Raw genomic sequence first — 16766 nt, forward strand, 5'->3', positions numbered from 1 at the left:
AGAGATTGGCGGAGGGACAGATGCGTTTGTTGAAAAATCTATTTTTAGATAAAGAAGCAGAAGAAAAATCTCCTTTGGCTAATCCAGCGATTTTTATTCCTGGAAGCAGTGCTGGAAAAAATCGTTTTGATTTGACCTTTAAAATGCTTGGCATTAATCCTAAGGATGTTTTGAAGCTTAAGATAAATGCAGATCATGTTATTTCCTGTACGGGATCTTATCGAGGTTATATTGTAATTTCCTTTGATGATAATCGGGATGGGCATAAAAATATACAAAAACAGGCTGAACTTTTGGATTCAGCCTTTGCCTATTTGTCAAGCAAGTATAATTTTCATGAATTTAATGCCATTGGTCATTCCAATGGAGGTCTCAATTGGACTATTTTCTTGGAAAAATATTTTAATAAGTATCATAAAAAAATCAACAACCTGGTGACAATCGGCAGCCCCTTCAATCTTAATCACGGACGCGGTCGTAAATCCCCCATGCTCATTAATTTGATAGCTGGTAAAAAGAAGCTTCCAAGATACATGAATGTTTACACGATTGTAGGACTTGATGATAGCCTGGTCAAGCCTCACAGTGCTTATTCAGCCATAGATGTCTTTTACAAAAGAGTGGCGAATTTTACACAGATAAGTTTATCAGGCTTTAAGAGTCACCACTCTATCTTGCCTCACAATCAGGATACGGTGAATCTTTTGGCAAAAATTTTACAAATTTGACTTTGTTGACGATAATCTAAATTAAATATATAATTTCGTTAGGGAAGAGTAGCCTTTGAAATGGTTTCAGGGAGTTGGCGGTGAGTGCAAGCCAATACCAGGAAGATTGCGAATGGACCCTAGTATGATTGATTTGAAAAAATAAAAATCACGGCCACCACCGTTATCAGGCAGTCGTTATCTGACGACTTGAGAGGCAGAATCTGCCTAAATTGTGGTGGTACCGCGAATACATTCGCCCGCAGACTTGTGTCTGTGGGCTTTTTATATTATTAAAGGAGAAAAAATGAAAGAAATTATTCTAACGGGTGATAGACCCACTGGAAAGCTTCACATCGGACATTATGTTGGATCACTTAAAAACCGCGTAATCCTTCAAGATCAAGATAAATACGATTTGTTCGTCTTTTTGGCTGATTTACAAGCCCTAACTGATCATGCAAAAGACCCTAAAAAAATTATTGAAAGTATTGGTGAAGTAGCACTTGACTACCTGGCTGCAGGTCTTGACCCTAAAAAGTCAACCATCTTCATTCAAAGCCAGATTCCTGAGCTTGCTGAACTTACCATGTACTATATGAATCTTGTAAGTGTGGCTCGTCTTGAGAGAAATCCCACAGTCAAATCTGAAATCGCCCAAAAGGGCTTTGGAGAAAGCATTCCAGCAGGTTTCCTTGTGTATCCAGTTTCTCAGGCGGCAGATATTACAGCCTTTAAGGCCAATTTAGTACCAGTTGGGACTGACCAAAAGCCAATGATTGAGCAAACCCGTGAGCTGGTTCGTGCCTTTAATAATGCCTATAATACTGACGTTCTGGTAGAACCAGAGGGAATTTATCCAGAACATGAAAGTGCTGGCCGCCTTCCAGGCCTCGATGGGAATGCCAAAATGTCTAAGTCCTTAAATAATGGGATTTATTTATCTGATGACATGGATACGCTCAAGAAAAAGGTTATGAGCATGTACACTGACCCCAACCACATTCGTGTTGAGGATCCAGGACAGATTGAAGGAAACATGGTCTTCCACTATCTTGATGTTTTTGGTCGTCCAGAAGATGCAGAAACTATTGCTGAGATGAAGGCCCATTATGCAGCTGGAGGTCTTGGTGATGTTAAGACCAAACGTTATCTACTGGATATTCTTGACCGTGAACTTTCACCCATCCGTGAACGTCGTCTTGAATATGCTAAGGACATGGGAGCGGTCTATCAGATGCTTAAAGAAGGTAGTGAAAAAGCACGTGCTGTTGCTGCAGTTACTCTTGACCAAGCTAAAAATGCCATGGGAATTAACTATTTCAAATAAAGTAAAAAAGAGCAGAATTGCTCTTTTTTACTTTACACTTTACATTCTAAATGCTTATATAATAAGGAGTTATATATGTAAATTTACATAGATTTACAGTTATTAAAAAAGGTGAAATACATATGCTAAGGTCCAAATTAAGGGAGTAATGATACCCCAGAAGATTAGCATAATTGGGCGGGCAATATCATCTTTCCACCAGAGAAATTTATCACTTTTAGCCTGCTTGCTGGACTTGTAGTGTCCCACTGTTAAAGGATATTTTCTATCCAGTCGTGGTTGCCACAAGCTTAGTCTGATATATTTTAAGAGGGGCCAGAGAGCTAAGAAGGCAAATAACCAGAAAAGAGCACTAAATATTTGAAGAAGATTATTATTAATAAAGGATAAAGAAGCTCCAAGTCCAAGCATAAGGACGAATAAAAGAAGTTTTAAAATATCAAAAAGCTTATCTTCTCCCTCCCTTTGAAGCATTTGCTTGGAAAAATTTTGTGAGTATTCTTCAAGTTCTTGGTTTTTATTTTGCCCCTCATCTTGCTCGAATAAATCAATAATTTCAACATCTAGGGCACGAGCTACTGACTTTAGGGTTTCAAGGCTTGCATCATCTCCACCTTCTAGGCGTTGAATGGTCCTGATACTAAGACCACTTTTTTCAGCCAAGGCTTCTTGGGTTAGTCCTTGCCCCTTCCTTAGTTGGGCTATGGTTGTCTTATTTTTCAATTTAAAAATCCTCCTTGATTTATTGAGACAATTGTACAATTTTTAAGACTTAAATAATAGGACAGTAGCCTGTCAATAGGCTGACAGTTTGCCGCCAGCTACAATCTAGCTATAATACAGTAAAAACTAGCTTTACATTCATGTAAAGCTAGTTTTTAATCTTTCATGATATTAAACCACTTGTCCATTTCATCAAGAAATTTTTTTGATTTCAAGTGAAGTCCTACATACTCGTCATAAAGTTCATTTACAAACTCCCGAATTTTCTTTTTAAGCTCTGGCTTAAGGCTAATACTTTCTAGTTTATCAAGATCAACCCTTGTAAAGATGTTTACAAAATATAAAACATTAGGATCCAGGTGACTCCGTCTTTCATCTTCAAAAAAATGATTGGGACAAAGGGCCCCGCTGTATTTAAAGGAAAAATCAAGGGGAAGGTCTCGCCTATGACAGAAGGCACATTCTGAAAAGTTAAGCTCGATTCCAAAGTGAGGTAGGAGCTGAATTTCAAAGATATTTGTAATGATTTCTGGGTCAAATCCCCCTTCAATCAGATCAATGCTTCTAGTTAAAAACTTGTAAAGGGGTTTGTCAACTTGATTGTCAGGGAGAGCTGCGTCGGCAAGAGCCATCATATAGGTTGTATGGGCATTTAAGAAGATATCTTCTGCTATCTTTTTATGAAAATTTGGATGGCTGAGGTCTTTGATGAAGGAGAAACCATTGCCGTTGATTTGTAAAATCATCTCCGATTCGCAGGCAGGTTGGAGGGCACCGTTAATCTTAGACTTGGGGGCATTTTTAATAAAAAACATCCTCTTGCCAAAATCAGCGGTAAATATCTTGGCCAGTTTATCCTTTTCCCGGTAGTTTCTAGTATATAAAACCAGAGCCTGACACCGATCTTCTTTCATAAAATTACCTCAATTGATCTATTACTTGCCTTCTTCTTTGATATATTCTTCAAGTCGTGTCATGGCAGTCTTAATGGCTTCCATACTAGCAGCATAGCTGATTCTGATGTATCCTTCACCGAGTTCACCAAAGGCACTTCCAGGGATAAAGGCCACTTGTTTTTTCTGGGCAAAATCAATCAGGAAATTGAAAGAGTTTTGCTCAAAACCTGCAGGAATCTTTGCAAAGATATAGAAGGCACCATCAGGCTTAATGATTTCAAAGTTCATCTTTTGCATCTTATCCATGATGTAGTCTCGCCTTTTAATATATTGTTCAACCATGGGTTTAGCATCATTTTTTCCGCCAGTTAAGGCTTCAATGGCTGCATACTGGGCATTTGTAGTAGCAGCTGTCACCAAATACTGGTGGGTTTTGACAAGTTCCCTGGTTAGATTTCTTTGGGCTAGGATAAAGCCAATCCTCCAGCCAGTCATGGCGTGAGATTTTGAAAGCCCGTTAATGACAATTGTTTGATCGGGCAAGAATTCTCCGATTGAAACATGACTTTGACCCGTGTAATTAAGCTCGGCATAGACTTCATCACTAATAACAAAAATCTCGTGCTTCTTAAGTACTTGAGCAAATTCTTCGATTTGTTTTCTTGAATAGGTCATGCCAGTAGGGTTTGCAGGATAGTTAAGGATGATTGCCTTAACCTCACCCTTGTTGTCATCAAGGGCCTTTTCAAGAACTTCAGGGGTTAGAACAAAATTTTGAGGCCTTGTATCAATAGGTACAACTTGGCCGCCAGCTAAGGTGATGATGGGTTCATAGCCTGGATAATTGGGAGCAGGGATTAAGACCTTGTCACCTTGGACCAAAATTGATAAAAGACTTGCTGAGAGGGCCTCTGTAGCACCTACAGTGACTAAAATTTCATCTTCAAAGGAATAGTTTAAATTATATTTTTCCTTCATAAAGGTAGAGATGGCCTCGCGAAGCTTAAGTAGACCGCTCATGCCAGTGTAGTGACTGTGATTGTCGTTAATGGCCTGAATGGCCTTTTTCTTGACATCATCTGGGGTATTAAAATCAGGCTCACCCAAGGTTAATTTTATAATTCCAGGAATTTTTGAGACCTCTTGGTCGAATTGTCTGATTTCTGAAACAGCGATTTTATCTAAATTTTGATTGAAACGATTACTTAAATCCATAAGAACTCCTTGCTAGGTATTTTAGAGAAATTTTATCAGTATTTTCAGAAAAATTCAACAATTTATTCTTGTTGCCTTTTCAATTAATGAGAATAACAAAAAAACCCCAACCGAAGTTGGAGTTTATAAGATAGTCCGTACGGGATTCGAACCCGTGTTACCGCCGTGAAAAGGCGGTGTCTTAACCCCTTGACCAACGGACCAAATCTTTACACCGTTTCGTTTCCTCAACGGTACTTTCTTATTATACAATCTTTTTGGATTTTGTAAAGTCTTTTTTTAAATTTTTTTTATTTTTTTTAAAAAAGGTTTATAATAAAGAGGATTTTGTCTTTTCTGTTTAAAAAGGAGTATATTAAATAGTCAAATTCTTGAAATGAAATAGATTTAGTGGTAGTATATAGGCATAGAAGAGGTACTGGAATGTACGAACTAACTCATCTTTTTTGACCGACTAAATCGTATTGCTTAGGGATTCGACGACATCTTACAGTATGCATACCGTACATCCGGGAGCGACTTTAGTAAGAGCAAGAAGCCCACCTTGTCTATTAGGCGGGTTCAATACACGGGTTAGTATCCGGCATTCAATCAGTGCCTTGTTTTTTATAAAAAATTCTTGAAATTTATATTTCAAGTGCTATAATAACATAGTAAATTAAATATTTATCAAGCCTCCTTAGCTCAGTTGGTAGAGCAGTGGACTCTTAATCCATGGGTCGCAGGTTCGAATCCTGCAGGGGGCATCGTAAAATCTCAGTTAGCTGGGTTTTTTTTGTATTTAGTTGTTATTAATATTATATTTAAATTATAGAATTATTTTGGAGGATATCGACGTGAAAGATATAACATTCGAAGAAGCAATAGATAATATAAAAAATATACCCGTAGAATTGGAACCTCTATCTCTGTTTGATGTTAAAAGCTTGCTTTTTGATTGGTATATAGAAGGGAAAGAAAGTAATTGCTTATCTCAAGAATATGGCATAGTTGATAGATTTTATTTATTATTCTCAAAAGTGAATTTTCCTTCGGGTTGGAATTGTAGCCGTTGTGATGAAGAACTATTGGGATCTTTTCCATCAAAGACTTCATTAATTTATAAATTAGGAAAAATAGAGCCATCATCTAAATTGAGTTTTAATGATGTTATAGGAAGATGTAAAAATTGTGGTCATATAGAGGAATCATCATGTACGTGTATGTACTGTGTAGCTGAAAGGAATCGTTTGTTGGATGAAAAGTATATTGCTGTAAAAAATATAGAACCTTCAATTCCAACCTTCGAACTTGATGATTTATGCATTGGTGATTACATAGACATGATTTCCTGGTTAAGGACATCATGGTCAAGTGATATGACTTATGTGGAGTCATTTGATTCAAGAGATGTAAGTATCGAGGATAGAATTTATAATGATTTTAGTAAGGAGCTAGAAGTTATAGATAGGCTCTGGGAGCAAGATTTCATTACTGTCGATTCGAGTAGTCCAATTTCAGCATTTTCCTATAAAAGGCAAGATGGAGTATTACAAGTTAAAAGTTTTTTTATCAAAAGTGTAAACTGGAAGTTGAGAACGGCTTTCGAATCGGTGTCGAAGCATCGGTTCCTTTACCCTAATTGGGGAAAATATTTTAGAGGGGAATGTTTTCATGACAATTTAATGAACCCAATAGTTCAGCAAATTGCATATGATAATGTTCAGGATTTATATTCCCTTTGGAAAAATGCAGTTCTTGATGAAGCTATCGAATATTTCAAATATAAATGCAAAGAATTGGGTTTAGATGCAGGGGCAGGAATAAATCCAGGGGAAAAAACCATAGCTATGTTCAAAAATCTTTTAGAACGCTGGACATTAAGTGACGTGTTTTATTTTATTTGGTCTGCTAGCAGAGACGCATTAGCCTATAAAGTAAGTGCAGGGGTATCTTCTGCACAAGCTGCCAATTCTATTAAGGGAAAAATTGAACGTCTTTCTACCAGAGCAGACCAGAATAACTGGACTCTTAAGGAATTTGAGAGGATTAAAGATTTACCATTGTCTATCGCACCTTATATACTGTATTGCGAAATTCTTCAACTTCCACGAGAAGGTTTGCATACTGTACCGAATGTGGAATATATTTATAATAAATTTTATCCAGAACTACTTTAATAAATGTATACTTAAAGTAAGATAATCCTTTTCACCTCCCATAATCTATCTGAGGTTTTTGATATCAGTGATGAGGTCTATTTGTTGACGAGAAGTTCCCTTGATAGGATTTCTAGTTTGAAGGAAGCTCGTGAGGCCATCTTGCATTGAGAATTTTTCCTATTTTTTAATATCAAAAGAGAATTAAATAGTCATTAATCCATAAAAATAGAACCTTATTTTTGACAGTTTTCTGATTTAGTAATACACTTCAATTATAGTAAAAATAATTTAATGGAGGCTCTACCATGGAAACATTACGTGATGGACTAAAGGAAAACCGTGAATCTTTTGACCGTGCTAAGGAAAAAAGACATGAAGAAACAACAATTGATATTAATCGTAAACATGTGGCTGAAGAAACCGCCCGTAAAAAAGAAAAACATGAAGAGCGTGAAGTTGTAAGGCGTGCCAAGGAAGAAGAAAAAGATTAAGAAGAAGGCAAATAAAAGGGGCTTGCCCCTTTTTTTCTAGCCTTATTAAGCTTACTTGCCTTTAATTAAGGGGAATCTGTTATAATAAAAGGAAGAGTTTAGAAAATTATTTTAAAAGGGGGATGATATGTCTTTTTCGACATTTTTAAGTATTATAACGGCACTAATTACCATTAATTCGATTCTTGCAATTATTACCATTTTTAGAAAGCCAAGATCGATCGCAAGTATCTTTGCCTGGCTCATGGTTCTTGTTTTTCTACCCGGTATCGGCTTTTTCACCTACCTTTTTCTAGGCCGGGGGATTGATAAAACAACAGTCCACAGGTTTGAGGATGAAAATAGGGAAGACTTAAGTCATATCGCAGCCAAGATTGCACAAAATAATAGTAAGTTTAAGAAGAAGGAGATGAATCCTCAGGAGCGTCAGCTGAAACGGTACTTCAACAATGTAGAGCGAACTCCCTTGTGCCGAGGTAATGACGTTAAATTCTTCTTGGACGGTCAGTCAAAGTTTAAGGCTCTTTTTGAGGATATAAGACGCGCCAAAAGTAGTGTGCACGTTGAGTACTATGCTTTTTTCCCCGATAAAATCGGAACAATCTTTAGGGACCATCTGATTGATAAGGCCCGTGAAGGTGTGGAGGTCAGAGTGATTTATGACCCCTGGGGAGGGCATACAAGGAGAAGTTTCTTTAAACCCCTTGAAGAGGCAGGAGGTAAGGTAATTCCCTTTATTACCGCTCGGGACGTCCTTAGAAATACTAGGCTTAACTACCACCTCCACCGCAAAATAGTAGTCATTGATGGCCAAATTGGTTGGACTGGTGGTTTTAATGTGGGAGACCAGTATATTTATGGGAGTAAAAAATTTGGTTTTTGGCGGGATACTCACGGAAGGATTACGGGGACTGGGGCCTTTGGTCTCCAGGAAACCTTTATTCGTGACTGGAATGTGTCAGTCAAAAGGCCTGAGGATAAGCTTAAAAGGCTTGATCAGTATTTTGTGGTTCCCAAGGAAGGAACAGGAGATGTTGACGTTCAGATTGTGTCAAATGGGCCAGAAAATCCAAGTAAGGTTTTAAGGACAGGATTTATCAAGATGATTATGGATGCAGAAGATTATATTTGGATTCAATCTCCTTATTTGATACCAGATGATCCCATGATTACAGCCCTCGTTTCTGCTGCCAAATCAGGGGTTGATGTAAGAATTATGATTCCTGACATGCCAGATCACCCTTTTATTTTTAGGGCAACCCAGTACTATGCCAACTTCCTCCATAAACACGGGGTAAAAATTTACAACTATACCAATGGTTTTATTCATTCTAAGACCTTGGTAACAGATGATAAGCTGGGTGTTTTTGGGACCAGTAATCAAGATATTAGAAGCTACGAGCTTAATTTTGAGATGAGTGCCTTTTGCTATGATGAGGATATTGCTAGGCAGATGGCTGAGACCTTTAAAAATGACATTAAGAAGTCTGAGCTTTTAACGGATGAGATTATCGCCAATCAGTCCCTCTGGTTGAGGTTTAGACAAAATTTCTCAAGGCTTTTAAGTCCAATATTATAGAAAAAAAGAAGTCCCGAGGACTTCTTTTTTTATTTAATGGCTTGTAAGTAATCATCAAAGATTTGGTTGATTTCAGCTTGGCTTTCAGCCTGATTGATGGCAACCTTGACCTTGGCAGCACGGGGGGCACCTTTTAGGTAGTAAGCCGCATGCTGGCGGAACTCACGGGAACCGATATCTTCACCCTTCAGGTCAATCAATCGACTCAAATGAAGTCTTGCAATATTGATTTTTTCTTCAACAGGTGGCTCTTCTAAGAGCTCTCCAGTCTTAAGGTAGTGGTTGGTCCTGTGGAGCATCCAAGGGTTACCAAGGGCCGCACGCCCAATCATAACGGCGTCACAGCCAACCTCATCAATCATTTTTTTAGCCTCCTCAGGTGTGCGAACGTCGCCATTTCCCATGAAAGGAATGGTTAATTTGTCAGCCACCTTGGCTAAAATATCCCAATCAGCATGCCCTTCATACATTTGAACTCTTGTTCTTCCGTGCATGGCAAGGGCTGAGGCACCAGCAGCTTCAGCTGCTAGAGCATTTTCGACAGCATAGAGGTGGTCAGTGTCCCAGCCTGTCCGCATTTTGACAGTTACAGGAATATCGACAGCACTTGTCACTGCTGATACCATCTCATGGACCTTATTTGGATCAAGGAGCCAGCGGGCACCTGCTTCAGCCTTTGTCACCTTGGGTACGGGACAACCCATATTAATATCAATCATATCAACTGGAGTATTTTCTTGAACGAATTTAGCAGCTTCAACAAGAGTTTCCTTGTCACCACCAAAAATTTGCAGGCTGATAGGATGTTCTTTTTCATCCATTTCAAGCATGGAAAGAGTTTTCTTATTGCGGTGTTGGATACCCTTGTCTGAAATCATTTCAACAACGACAAGACCAGCTCCAAATTCCTTGGCAGTCATCCTGAAGGCCTTGTTGGAAATTCCAGCCATTGGGGCTACAACAACCCGGTTGGGGATTTCAACATCTCCTATTTTCCAGGGTGAGTTGTATTTACTATCCATTTGCATTGATAATCTCCTTTAGGTCTTCTTCAGTGAATTCATAGTGTTTATTACAGAACTGGCAGGTGACGTCTGCCCCGTGGTCTTCTTCAATCAGAGCTTCAAGTTCTACGCGACCAAGACTTGCAAGACCATCAGCGAAACGCTCGCGTGAGCAGTCGCATTGATAAGTCAGGGGACTTTCGTCAAGAATCTTGTAGGCATCACTTCCGTAAATGGCAGTAAGCATTGAGGTAAATGGATCATCTTCTTCAAGAATAGTTGAAATGGCAGGCATTTTTTGAACATGTTCTTCAAAACGCGTAATCTCATCTTCTGTTGCATCTGGCATAACTTGGAGGAGAAAACCACCTGCAACCTTAACGCTTCCGTCTTCATTAAGAAGAACATTTAGGCCGACAGCACTTGGAGTTTGCTCACTTACGGTAAAGTAGTAGGCCAAGTCCTCACCAATTTCTCCAGTAACAAGTGGTACCTGCCCAGTATAGGGATTTTTAAGTCCCATATCTTTTACAACGGCAAACCAGCCTGGGGCAAGAATTGGTCCCACAATAACCTCACCAGTTGAATTTTTCTTATAGTCAATCTCAGTGTTCTTCATATAGCCTTTAACATGACCATGGGCGTCAGCTATGGCAATAATTGGTCCTACGACCTCACTGTCAGGCAAGATACGCAGAGTAATCTTGTCTTTTCCCTTTTGGTTGGCTCCAAGAATTAGAGCTGAAATTAGGGTACGACCTAGGGCCACAGTTGAGGTAGGCCATGTTTGATGTATTTTTTGAGCCACTTGAACAGTTTCTGTGGCGTCTAAAATAAAGGCCCGAAAGTGTCCATTGTCTGATATTGTTTTAATTATTTTATCCATGATTAATCTCCTTACTTGTAAGATTATTACAAGGTATTCTAACACATTTTGGCTACTTTTACCTGAAATCAACATTGATTTAATCTTTTTGACTAAAATGATAAGAAAGATATGGCTTTTTTTGATATAATAAACTGTAACTAAGTAAGAATTAGGGAGATAAATATGCCATCAGTTGTTGTTGTAGGTACCCAGTGGGGGGATGAAGGTAAGGGAAAAATTACCGATTTTTTAAGTGCGAATGCAGAGGTAATCGCACGCTATCAGGGTGGAGATAATGCCGGACATACGATTGTTATCGACGGCTTCAAATACAAGCTTCATTTAATTCCATCAGGAATCTTTTTCCCAGAAAAAATTTCTGTTATCGGAAATGGTGTGGTAGTAAATCCAAAATCATTAGTTAAGGAGATTGCTTATTTACATGAAAATAATGTGACGACAGACAATCTTCGTATTTCTGACCGTGCTCATGTAATCTTGCCATACCACATCAAACTTGACCAGCTGCAAGAAGATGCTAAGGGAGATAATAAGATTGGGACAACAATCAAAGGGATTGGTCCAGCTTACATGGATAAGGCAGCACGTGTGGGTATCCGTATCGCAGACCTCCTTGACCGTGAAATCTTTGAGGAACGCTTGAAGTCTAACCTTGAAGAGAAGAACCGTCTTTTTGAGAAAATGTATGATTCAGAAGCCCTTGATTTTGATGAAATCTTTGAAGAGTACTATGAATATGGTCAACAAATCAAAAAATATGTGACTGATACATCAGTTATCTTAAATGATGCCCTTGACAGTGGTAAACGTGTTCTTTTCGAAGGAGCTCAAGGGGTTATGCTTGATATTGACCAAGGTACTTACCCATTTGTTACTTCATCAAATCCTGTAGCTGGTGGTGTTACGATTGGTTCGGGTGTTGGTCCTTCAAAAATTAACAAGGTTGTCGGAGTGTGTAAAGCATACACTAGCCGTGTAGGTGATGGACCATTCCCAACTGAGCTTTTTGATGAGACAGGTGAGCGTATCCGTGAAATTGGTCATGAGTACGGAACAACAACAGGACGTCCGCGTCGTGTGGGATGGTTTGACTCTGTTGTTATGCGTCATTCACGCCGTGTATCTGGAATTACCAACCTTTCACTTAACTCAATTGACGTTTTAAGTGGTTTACCAGAAGTTAAAATTTGTGTGGCCTATGAGCTTGATGGTGTAAGGATTGACCACTATCCAGCAAGCCTTAAAGATTTACAACGTTGTAAACCTATTTACGAGACCCTTCCAGGATGGGAAGAGGACATTACAGGTGTTCGTACCCTTGATGAGCTACCAGAAAATGCCCGTAACTATGTGAGACGTGTTGGTGAGCTTGTTCAAGTTCGCATTTCAACCTTCTCAGTGGGACCAGATCGTGATCAAACTAATGTTTTAGAATCAGTTTGGAGCCTGTAAAATATTCCAAGTAAAAAGGAGCTTTCTCCTTTTTATTTTATTCTTTTCAAGTAAAAGCCCTTGACGAAGCTTCAAAATTAAGGTAAGATAATAAGCGGTATTGTTTACCACCATTTTTTGGCCCCGGAAACCGAAAAATAATAAGTGCAAGGAACGGCACACACGTAAACAAAGACAGAAAATAATAGGAGATATCATGAACAAAACTACATACATGGCTAAGCCAGGTGAAGTTGAGCGCAAATGGTACGTTGTTGACGCAACTGATGTACCTCTAGGACGCCTTTCAGCAGTTGTTGCAAGCATCTTACGCGGAAAAAACAAACCAACATTTACACCACACACTGACACAGGTGATTTCGTTATCGTTATCAATGCTGAAAAAATCAAACTTACTGGTAAAAAAGCAACTGATAAGATCTACTACCGTCACTCAATGTACCCAGGTGGTCTTAAATCAACTACAGCAGGTGAATTACGCGAAAACAAACCAACTCGCCTAATCGAAACTTCTGTAAAAGGTATGCTTCCACACAACACTCTAGGACGTGCTCAAGGTATGAAACTTAAAGTGTATGCAGGTAGCGAACACAACCACCAAGCACAAAACCCAGAAGTGCTTGATATCACAGGCTTAATTTAAGGAGGGCTGAACATTGGCACAAGTACAATATCTCGGCACAGGACGCCGTAAAAACTCAGTAGCTCGTGTACGTTTAGTACCTGGTACTGGTAAAATCACAGTAAACAAAAAACCTGTTGAAGAATACATTCCACATGCTGACCTACGTTTAGTAATCAACCAACCATTTGGTGTTACTCAAACTGTTGGTGCATACGACGTTTTAGTTAACGTTAACGGTGGAGGATATGCTGGACAATCTGGTGCTATCCGTCACGGTATCGCACGTGCTCTTCTTGAAGTTGACCCTGACTTCCGTTCAGAACTTAAACGTGCTGGACTTCTTACACGTGACGCTCGTATGGTTGAACGTAAGAAACCAGGTCTTAAGAAAGCTCGTAAAGCTTCACAATTCTCAAAACGTTAATCAATTCCTTATTGTATCAACGTTTACAAGGACTTTTTGGTTCAAGTTGGTTCAAATTATCAATTTGACAAAGAACTTAAGAGATTTAAAGCATCGGCATCTTGCTGGTGCTTTTTTTCTGGCATCAATTCAAGATAATAGTTTTGTGTTGTTTGGATATTGATATGTCCCAAGCGTTTTGAAACATAGGCGATATCAATATCTTGTGAAAATAGAAAAGAAGCATGTGTGTCTATTAAGCCATGGAAGGTAGTTTTTTGGATATCTAGTTTTTTCAGCAATCTGGCAAGTTTAGCAGATTGTTGAAAGCCGTCAGAATCAAAAAAATATCCATTATACTTAACTGGGAGAGAATTTAGAACATCGTATACTTCTTGATTAATGGAAATATCTCGTTTTGAGTTTTTGGTTTTTAAAGAAGTATCTTCAGAAGTTGGACTAAGAGAGCACCTGACATGAATGCCATATTCAAAGAGGTCTTCTGGGCGTATACCTAAGAGTTCTCCACGTCCCATGCCAGTCTCTAAGGCAAGAAGTACAAGGACGTTAAACTCTTTTTCTGGATGACTAATGACGTAAGTATGTAATTTCTTAAATTCTGTAATGGAGAGCGCACGGTTTCTCTTATCTAGAACCTTTCCTCGTGTTTTGACTAAATTAGCAAAATCGGTAGCAAGATAGCCACGAGCATAAGCATCGCGTAGTGCTGTTTTGATTTTCAATAATACTTCATGAGTAGTTTTTCGAGAGTAGGTTTCTGCATACTTATCTATTTTTCGTTGAACTACAATATCATTCAAATCCTTTAACTGTATATCGCCAAATAATTTCTTCACTACTTGAGAAGTTCTTTGATAATTTTGAAAAGTTGTTTCTTTTACGTCATTTTTCTTTATGATGTAAATCCAGTTTTCAAAGAAATCAGCAAAAGTTGTTGTACGTTCTGCTAACTGTTTTCCATTTCCTTTCTCTAATTCATTTTCTAAGGCCCAGCGAGTTGCATCTTTCTTAGTGCCAAATGATTTTGTCAATTTCTTATGTTGACCATGGTTGTAAAGTGAAATCTGAGATCTGTATGAGTTACCACGTTTAATTATACTAGGCATTTATAACAAATCATTTCACTGAAAGATGGTTGATAAATGCTAGTTGAATACATTGCCAATTCTACATGGCGCAAAGTATCTAATAAACCATCATACGATTTTTTAGCTAGATAGAGTGCGTCTTAATAAAGTTGATGAGGGAAGTAACAGTGTAGCGCTCTTGTCTCCCAATCATAAAACGTTCTAACTCATCGTTTGCGCGAACGAATTTATCAAAAGATTTTGGATTAATCCCTAAGAACTGAGAAGCTTGTTCTCTAGTAAGCAGGTAGGGTAATTCATAAGTAGTTATAGTATTTTCCATTTCGTCAATATCTTCATATAACCATTTCAGTTCTTGTCTTCGTTCAGAATCGAAATCCATTTTTTTCGTTTTTTGTTTAGGAGTAATAATTGCTTCATATTCATAAATTTCTGTGTACGTGGGAGTTTCAATGATTTTTTGATTGTAGGCTTTCAAAGACCATCACTCCTAGATAACTGTTCAGTTGTCAATGACCGATGAGATAAGCAGACACTTTTCTCCTGATGTTGGTCTATAAATAAAGTTAAGAGAAAATCCTGCTGCGCGGTCTTTCCAAACCGCTCGCTTGCAGAAGAATTCTTAACGCCGAAACCGGCTTTAGGCTTGGTGCCCAGCCAGCTCCGCCTAAATTTTTCTACAAGCGAGCAGTGAAATTAGTGGGTGGGAGTGTTTTCGCCTTTTTTGTTTACGAGCTTTACAGAGTCAGCAGTGGCTGATAATCCATAGTTAATGAAACGTCCATTCACTTGCGCCCATGGTCTGATTGCTGAATTGTCAAAAGTAATTGTGGATAACCCTCGTTGTGCTAATTCATCATTTGAAATTATTGGTGCTTCTGCGGTAGTCGCTACTTTTACTGAGATTTTTTCATAACGTACTTTCGTTAAAATACACTCATAGCTCCAGCTTAAGATTTCGCCCTCCTTTTGCCATCTTGCAACACTAACGACTAGATATTCTGATTCTAGTTTACTTTTTGGTAACTCTAGGTCGGTAATTTTGATTCCCATAATATAGCTTTCCTTTAATATACGACTTTTTATACGGTGTCAATAGAAAATGGCGAAAAAATATATACGAAAATTTATACGGGTGATACAATGGAAGAAACGACATGGAGGAATCAGCAGATGTTTGAATTATTGCAGCCAGATAAAGTCAAGGTTGGCCAGCGAATCAAAGAAATCAAGGAGTCGATGAATCTTTCTTTTACAGAGTTAGGGAATCGCCTTGGATTAAAGAAGCCAACGATCAGTGCCTACGTTCAGGGATACACATTGGCGCCAATCGTTGTAATCAAGCAATTATCTAGTATCAGCAGAAAAACCGTTGGGTGGTTTTATTACGGTGATATAGATGAATATATCGCAGATTATTTGCGATTAAAAGGTCAATATGAAATTCTTAAAGACCATCCAGAAATCGTTCAAATAATCAAAGACAAATTTTATACTGGCGATTTCAAAAATTCTGGTTGGGAGAATGAAGTTGGCTACCCAGAAGAAATCTTTATTGATGACTTTTTTATGAGATACAACAGACGTTCATCAAACAAGAGCTACAGGAATTAGCAGCCAATGAAATAGATGGCTTGCCTTTTGTGGATGATTTGTTGCAGGCGAAAAAGGATGAAGCAATCTTAGTAATCACCACTAATATCTTTGAATTTATGGATGTAGCTGGAGAATTCAATTATGGTGACAAAGATACTATGATAAAACTAATCAAAGAAGAAGTTGCCAAGTTTGATTTTTCTTCGAATGGTATATTTGAAGATCAATATTTGATTGGAAAATTAATCAATATACTGGCGGATAATCAGCAGACGGGCCAGTTGATTAATAATCTGTCCGAAGAATTGACGGATAAATCATTTACAGGGATGTTTGGTGGGGAAGAGTTGATAGAGACGATTCAGACGTTGCGGCCGGCTTTGATTAAGTTGTATGGGGAAGTTAGTGCTGATCAGGTTGAGGATTGGTTTGGGTAGTAAGTTGTTCACGAGTTGGAACAAAATTTTTATCGTGAGTAAAATCATTGCAGAAAACTATAATAGATATTTTGAATACTATTTCCTTTTTATTTGTCTATAACAACCATATTTGAGGTATAATTTCTTTAAGTGTGAAAAATGATTACTTATTAATATTTGTGAAATT

General features: G+C 38.3%; 18 protein-coding genes, 2 tRNA genes and 1 other annotated feature. Of the genes, 11 read left to right on the forward strand and 9 right to left on the reverse strand.

Going from position 1 to position 16766, the window contains the following annotated elements; genetic code table 11:
- Window positions 1-20 precede the first annotated feature (20 nt).
- Together OZX68_00170 and trpS are read left to right on the forward strand one after the other, a co-directional pair.
- Window positions 21-728, forward strand: a complete 708-nt coding sequence (locus OZX68_00170) for an alpha/beta hydrolase (GenBank protein ID WEV60711.1) — start codon at window positions 21-23, stop codon at window positions 726-728.
- Between the two features lie 26 nt (window positions 729-754).
- Window positions 755-974: a binding site (T-box leader), on the forward strand.
- Window positions 975-1014: 40 nt separating this feature from the next.
- Window positions 1015-2037, forward strand: coding sequence for a tryptophan--tRNA ligase (gene trpS / locus OZX68_00175; GenBank protein ID WEV60712.1), 1023 nt, complete (start codon window positions 1015-1017; stop codon window positions 2035-2037).
- 102 nt (window positions 2038-2139) lie between these two features.
- Here trpS and OZX68_00180 read toward each other — a convergent pair whose 3' ends face one another.
- From OZX68_00180 to OZX68_00195, 4 genes are all read right to left on the reverse strand, one after another.
- Window positions 2140-2760 carry a helix-turn-helix transcriptional regulator gene (locus OZX68_00180; GenBank protein WEV60713.1) on the reverse strand — a complete coding sequence of 207 codons (621 nt, stop codon included), beginning with the start codon at window positions 2758-2760 and terminating at the stop codon, window positions 2140-2142.
- A gap of 155 nt (window positions 2761-2915) precedes the next feature.
- Entirely contained in the window at window positions 2916-3674 is a 759-nt protein-coding gene (gene recO / locus OZX68_00185; protein WEV60714.1) for a DNA repair protein RecO, read from the reverse strand.
- 21 nt (window positions 3675-3695) lie between these two features.
- Complete coding sequence (locus OZX68_00190; protein WEV60715.1) at window positions 3696-4871, reverse strand: pyridoxal phosphate-dependent aminotransferase; 1176 nt, start codon at window positions 4869-4871, stop codon at window positions 3696-3698.
- Window positions 4872-5002: 131 nt separating this feature from the next.
- Window positions 5003-5074, reverse strand: a tRNA-Glu gene (locus OZX68_00195).
- Between the two features lie 470 nt (window positions 5075-5544).
- Between OZX68_00195 and OZX68_00200 the strand changes: the two genes are divergently transcribed.
- From OZX68_00200 to cls, 4 genes are all read left to right on the forward strand, one after another.
- Window positions 5545-5617, forward strand: a tRNA-Lys gene (locus tag OZX68_00200).
- 90 nt (window positions 5618-5707) lie between these two features.
- Window positions 5708-7030 carry a hypothetical protein gene (locus OZX68_00205; protein WEV60716.1) on the forward strand — a complete coding sequence of 441 codons (1323 nt, stop codon included), beginning with the start codon at window positions 5708-5710 and terminating at the stop codon, window positions 7028-7030.
- Between the two features lie 287 nt (window positions 7031-7317).
- Window positions 7318-7503, forward strand: a complete 186-nt coding sequence (locus tag OZX68_00210) for a hypothetical protein (protein ID WEV60717.1) — start codon at window positions 7318-7320, stop codon at window positions 7501-7503.
- A gap of 127 nt (window positions 7504-7630) precedes the next feature.
- Window positions 7631-9082 (forward strand): cardiolipin synthase, encoded by a 1452-nt coding sequence (cls, locus tag OZX68_00215; protein ID WEV60718.1) that lies wholly within the window; start codon window positions 7631-7633, stop codon window positions 9080-9082.
- A 29-nt stretch (window positions 9083-9111) separates the two neighbouring features.
- On the opposite strand, the gene dusB is transcribed toward cls, so the two are convergent.
- Together dusB and hslO are read right to left on the reverse strand one after the other, a co-directional pair.
- On the reverse strand, window positions 9112-10110 hold the full coding sequence (dusB, locus tag OZX68_00220; protein ID WEV60719.1) for a tRNA dihydrouridine synthase DusB: 999 nt from the start codon (window positions 10108-10110) through the stop codon (window positions 9112-9114).
- Window positions 10097-10972, reverse strand: coding sequence for an Hsp33 family molecular chaperone HslO (gene hslO, locus OZX68_00225; GenBank protein ID WEV60720.1), 876 nt, complete (start codon window positions 10970-10972; stop codon window positions 10097-10099). The genes dusB and hslO overlap by 14 nt, the downstream gene beginning before the upstream one ends.
- Before the next feature lie 165 nt (window positions 10973-11137).
- On the opposite strand from hslO, the gene OZX68_00230 reads away from it, so the two are divergent.
- From OZX68_00230 to rpsI, 3 genes are all read left to right on the forward strand, one after another.
- Window positions 11138-12427 carry an adenylosuccinate synthase gene (locus tag OZX68_00230; GenBank protein WEV60721.1) on the forward strand — a complete coding sequence of 430 codons (1290 nt, stop codon included), beginning with the start codon at window positions 11138-11140 and terminating at the stop codon, window positions 12425-12427.
- Window positions 12428-12623: 196 nt separating this feature from the next.
- Window positions 12624-13070 carry a 50S ribosomal protein L13 gene (rplM, locus tag OZX68_00235; GenBank protein ID WEV60722.1) on the forward strand — a complete coding sequence of 149 codons (447 nt, stop codon included), beginning with the start codon at window positions 12624-12626 and terminating at the stop codon, window positions 13068-13070.
- Between the two features lie 13 nt (window positions 13071-13083).
- A complete protein-coding gene (rpsI, locus tag OZX68_00240) occupies window positions 13084-13476 on the forward strand; it encodes a 30S ribosomal protein S9 (GenBank protein WEV60723.1) in 393 nt (130 codons plus the stop codon).
- A 59-nt stretch (window positions 13477-13535) separates the two neighbouring features.
- On the opposite strand, the gene OZX68_00245 is transcribed toward rpsI, so the two are convergent.
- The 3 genes from OZX68_00245 to OZX68_00255 form a co-directional block, all read right to left on the reverse strand.
- On the reverse strand, window positions 13536-14582 hold the full coding sequence (locus OZX68_00245; protein ID WEV60724.1) for a tyrosine-type recombinase/integrase: 1047 nt from the start codon (window positions 14580-14582) through the stop codon (window positions 13536-13538).
- Between the two features lie 106 nt (window positions 14583-14688).
- A complete protein-coding gene (locus OZX68_00250) occupies window positions 14689-14886 on the reverse strand; it encodes a DNA-binding protein (GenBank protein WEV61342.1) in 198 nt (65 codons plus the stop codon).
- A 374-nt stretch (window positions 14887-15260) separates the two neighbouring features.
- Window positions 15261-15617, reverse strand: a complete 357-nt coding sequence (locus OZX68_00255) for a hypothetical protein (protein ID WEV60725.1) — start codon at window positions 15615-15617, stop codon at window positions 15261-15263.
- A 90-nt stretch (window positions 15618-15707) separates the two neighbouring features.
- Here OZX68_00255 and OZX68_00260 point away from each other — a divergent pair, with 90 nt between their 5' ends.
- Together OZX68_00260 and OZX68_00265 are read left to right on the forward strand one after the other, a co-directional pair.
- Window positions 15708-16178, forward strand: coding sequence for a helix-turn-helix transcriptional regulator (locus OZX68_00260; protein ID WEV60726.1), 471 nt, complete (start codon window positions 15708-15710; stop codon window positions 16176-16178).
- Between the two features lie 29 nt (window positions 16179-16207).
- Window positions 16208-16597 carry a Cro/Cl family transcriptional regulator gene (locus tag OZX68_00265; protein WEV60727.1) on the forward strand — a complete coding sequence of 130 codons (390 nt, stop codon included), beginning with the start codon at window positions 16208-16210 and terminating at the stop codon, window positions 16595-16597.
- Window positions 16598-16766 lie beyond the last annotated feature (169 nt).

The organism is Streptococcaceae bacterium ESL0729 (assembly GCA_029391995.1).
In the GTDB taxonomy this organism is placed as follows: domain Bacteria; phylum Bacillota; class Bacilli; order Lactobacillales; family Streptococcaceae; genus Floricoccus.

What these genes read in the sequence shown, in the direction of transcription:
- OZX68_00170 (WEV60711.1), top strand. Translation starts at nt 21, where the DNA reads ATGCGTTTGTTGAAAAATCTATTTTTAGATAAAGAAGCAGAAGAAAAA.
- trpS (WEV60712.1), top strand. Translation starts at nt 1,015, where the DNA reads ATGAAAGAAATTATTCTAACGGGTGATAGACCCACTGGAAAGCTTCAC.
- recO (WEV60714.1), bottom strand. Translation starts at nt 3,674, where the DNA reads ATGAAAGAAGATCGGTGTCAGGCTCTGGTTTTATATACTAGAAACTAC.
- OZX68_00190 (WEV60715.1), bottom strand. Translation starts at nt 4,871, where the DNA reads ATGGATTTAAGTAATCGTTTCAATCAAAATTTAGATAAAATCGCTGTT.
- OZX68_00210 (WEV60717.1), top strand. Translation starts at nt 7,318, where the DNA reads ATGGAAACATTACGTGATGGACTAAAGGAAAACCGTGAATCTTTTGAC.
- cls (WEV60718.1), top strand. Translation starts at nt 7,631, where the DNA reads ATGTCTTTTTCGACATTTTTAAGTATTATAACGGCACTAATTACCATT.
- dusB (WEV60719.1), bottom strand. Translation starts at nt 10,110, where the DNA reads ATGCAAATGGATAGTAAATACAACTCACCCTGGAAAATAGGAGATGTT.
- hslO (WEV60720.1), bottom strand. Translation starts at nt 10,972, where the DNA reads ATGGATAAAATAATTAAAACAATATCAGACAATGGACACTTTCGGGCC.
- OZX68_00230 (WEV60721.1), top strand. Translation starts at nt 11,138, where the DNA reads ATGCCATCAGTTGTTGTTGTAGGTACCCAGTGGGGGGATGAAGGTAAG.
- rplM (WEV60722.1), top strand. Translation starts at nt 12,624, where the DNA reads ATGAACAAAACTACATACATGGCTAAGCCAGGTGAAGTTGAGCGCAAA.
- OZX68_00245 (WEV60724.1), bottom strand. Translation starts at nt 14,582, where the DNA reads ATGCCTAGTATAATTAAACGTGGTAACTCATACAGATCTCAGATTTCA.
- OZX68_00250 (WEV61342.1), bottom strand. Translation starts at nt 14,886, where the DNA reads ATGGAAAATACTATAACTACTTATGAATTACCCTACCTGCTTACTAGA.
- OZX68_00255 (WEV60725.1), bottom strand. Translation starts at nt 15,617, where the DNA reads ATGGGAATCAAAATTACCGACCTAGAGTTACCAAAAAGTAAACTAGAA.
- OZX68_00260 (WEV60726.1), top strand. Translation starts at nt 15,708, where the DNA reads ATGGAAGAAACGACATGGAGGAATCAGCAGATGTTTGAATTATTGCAG.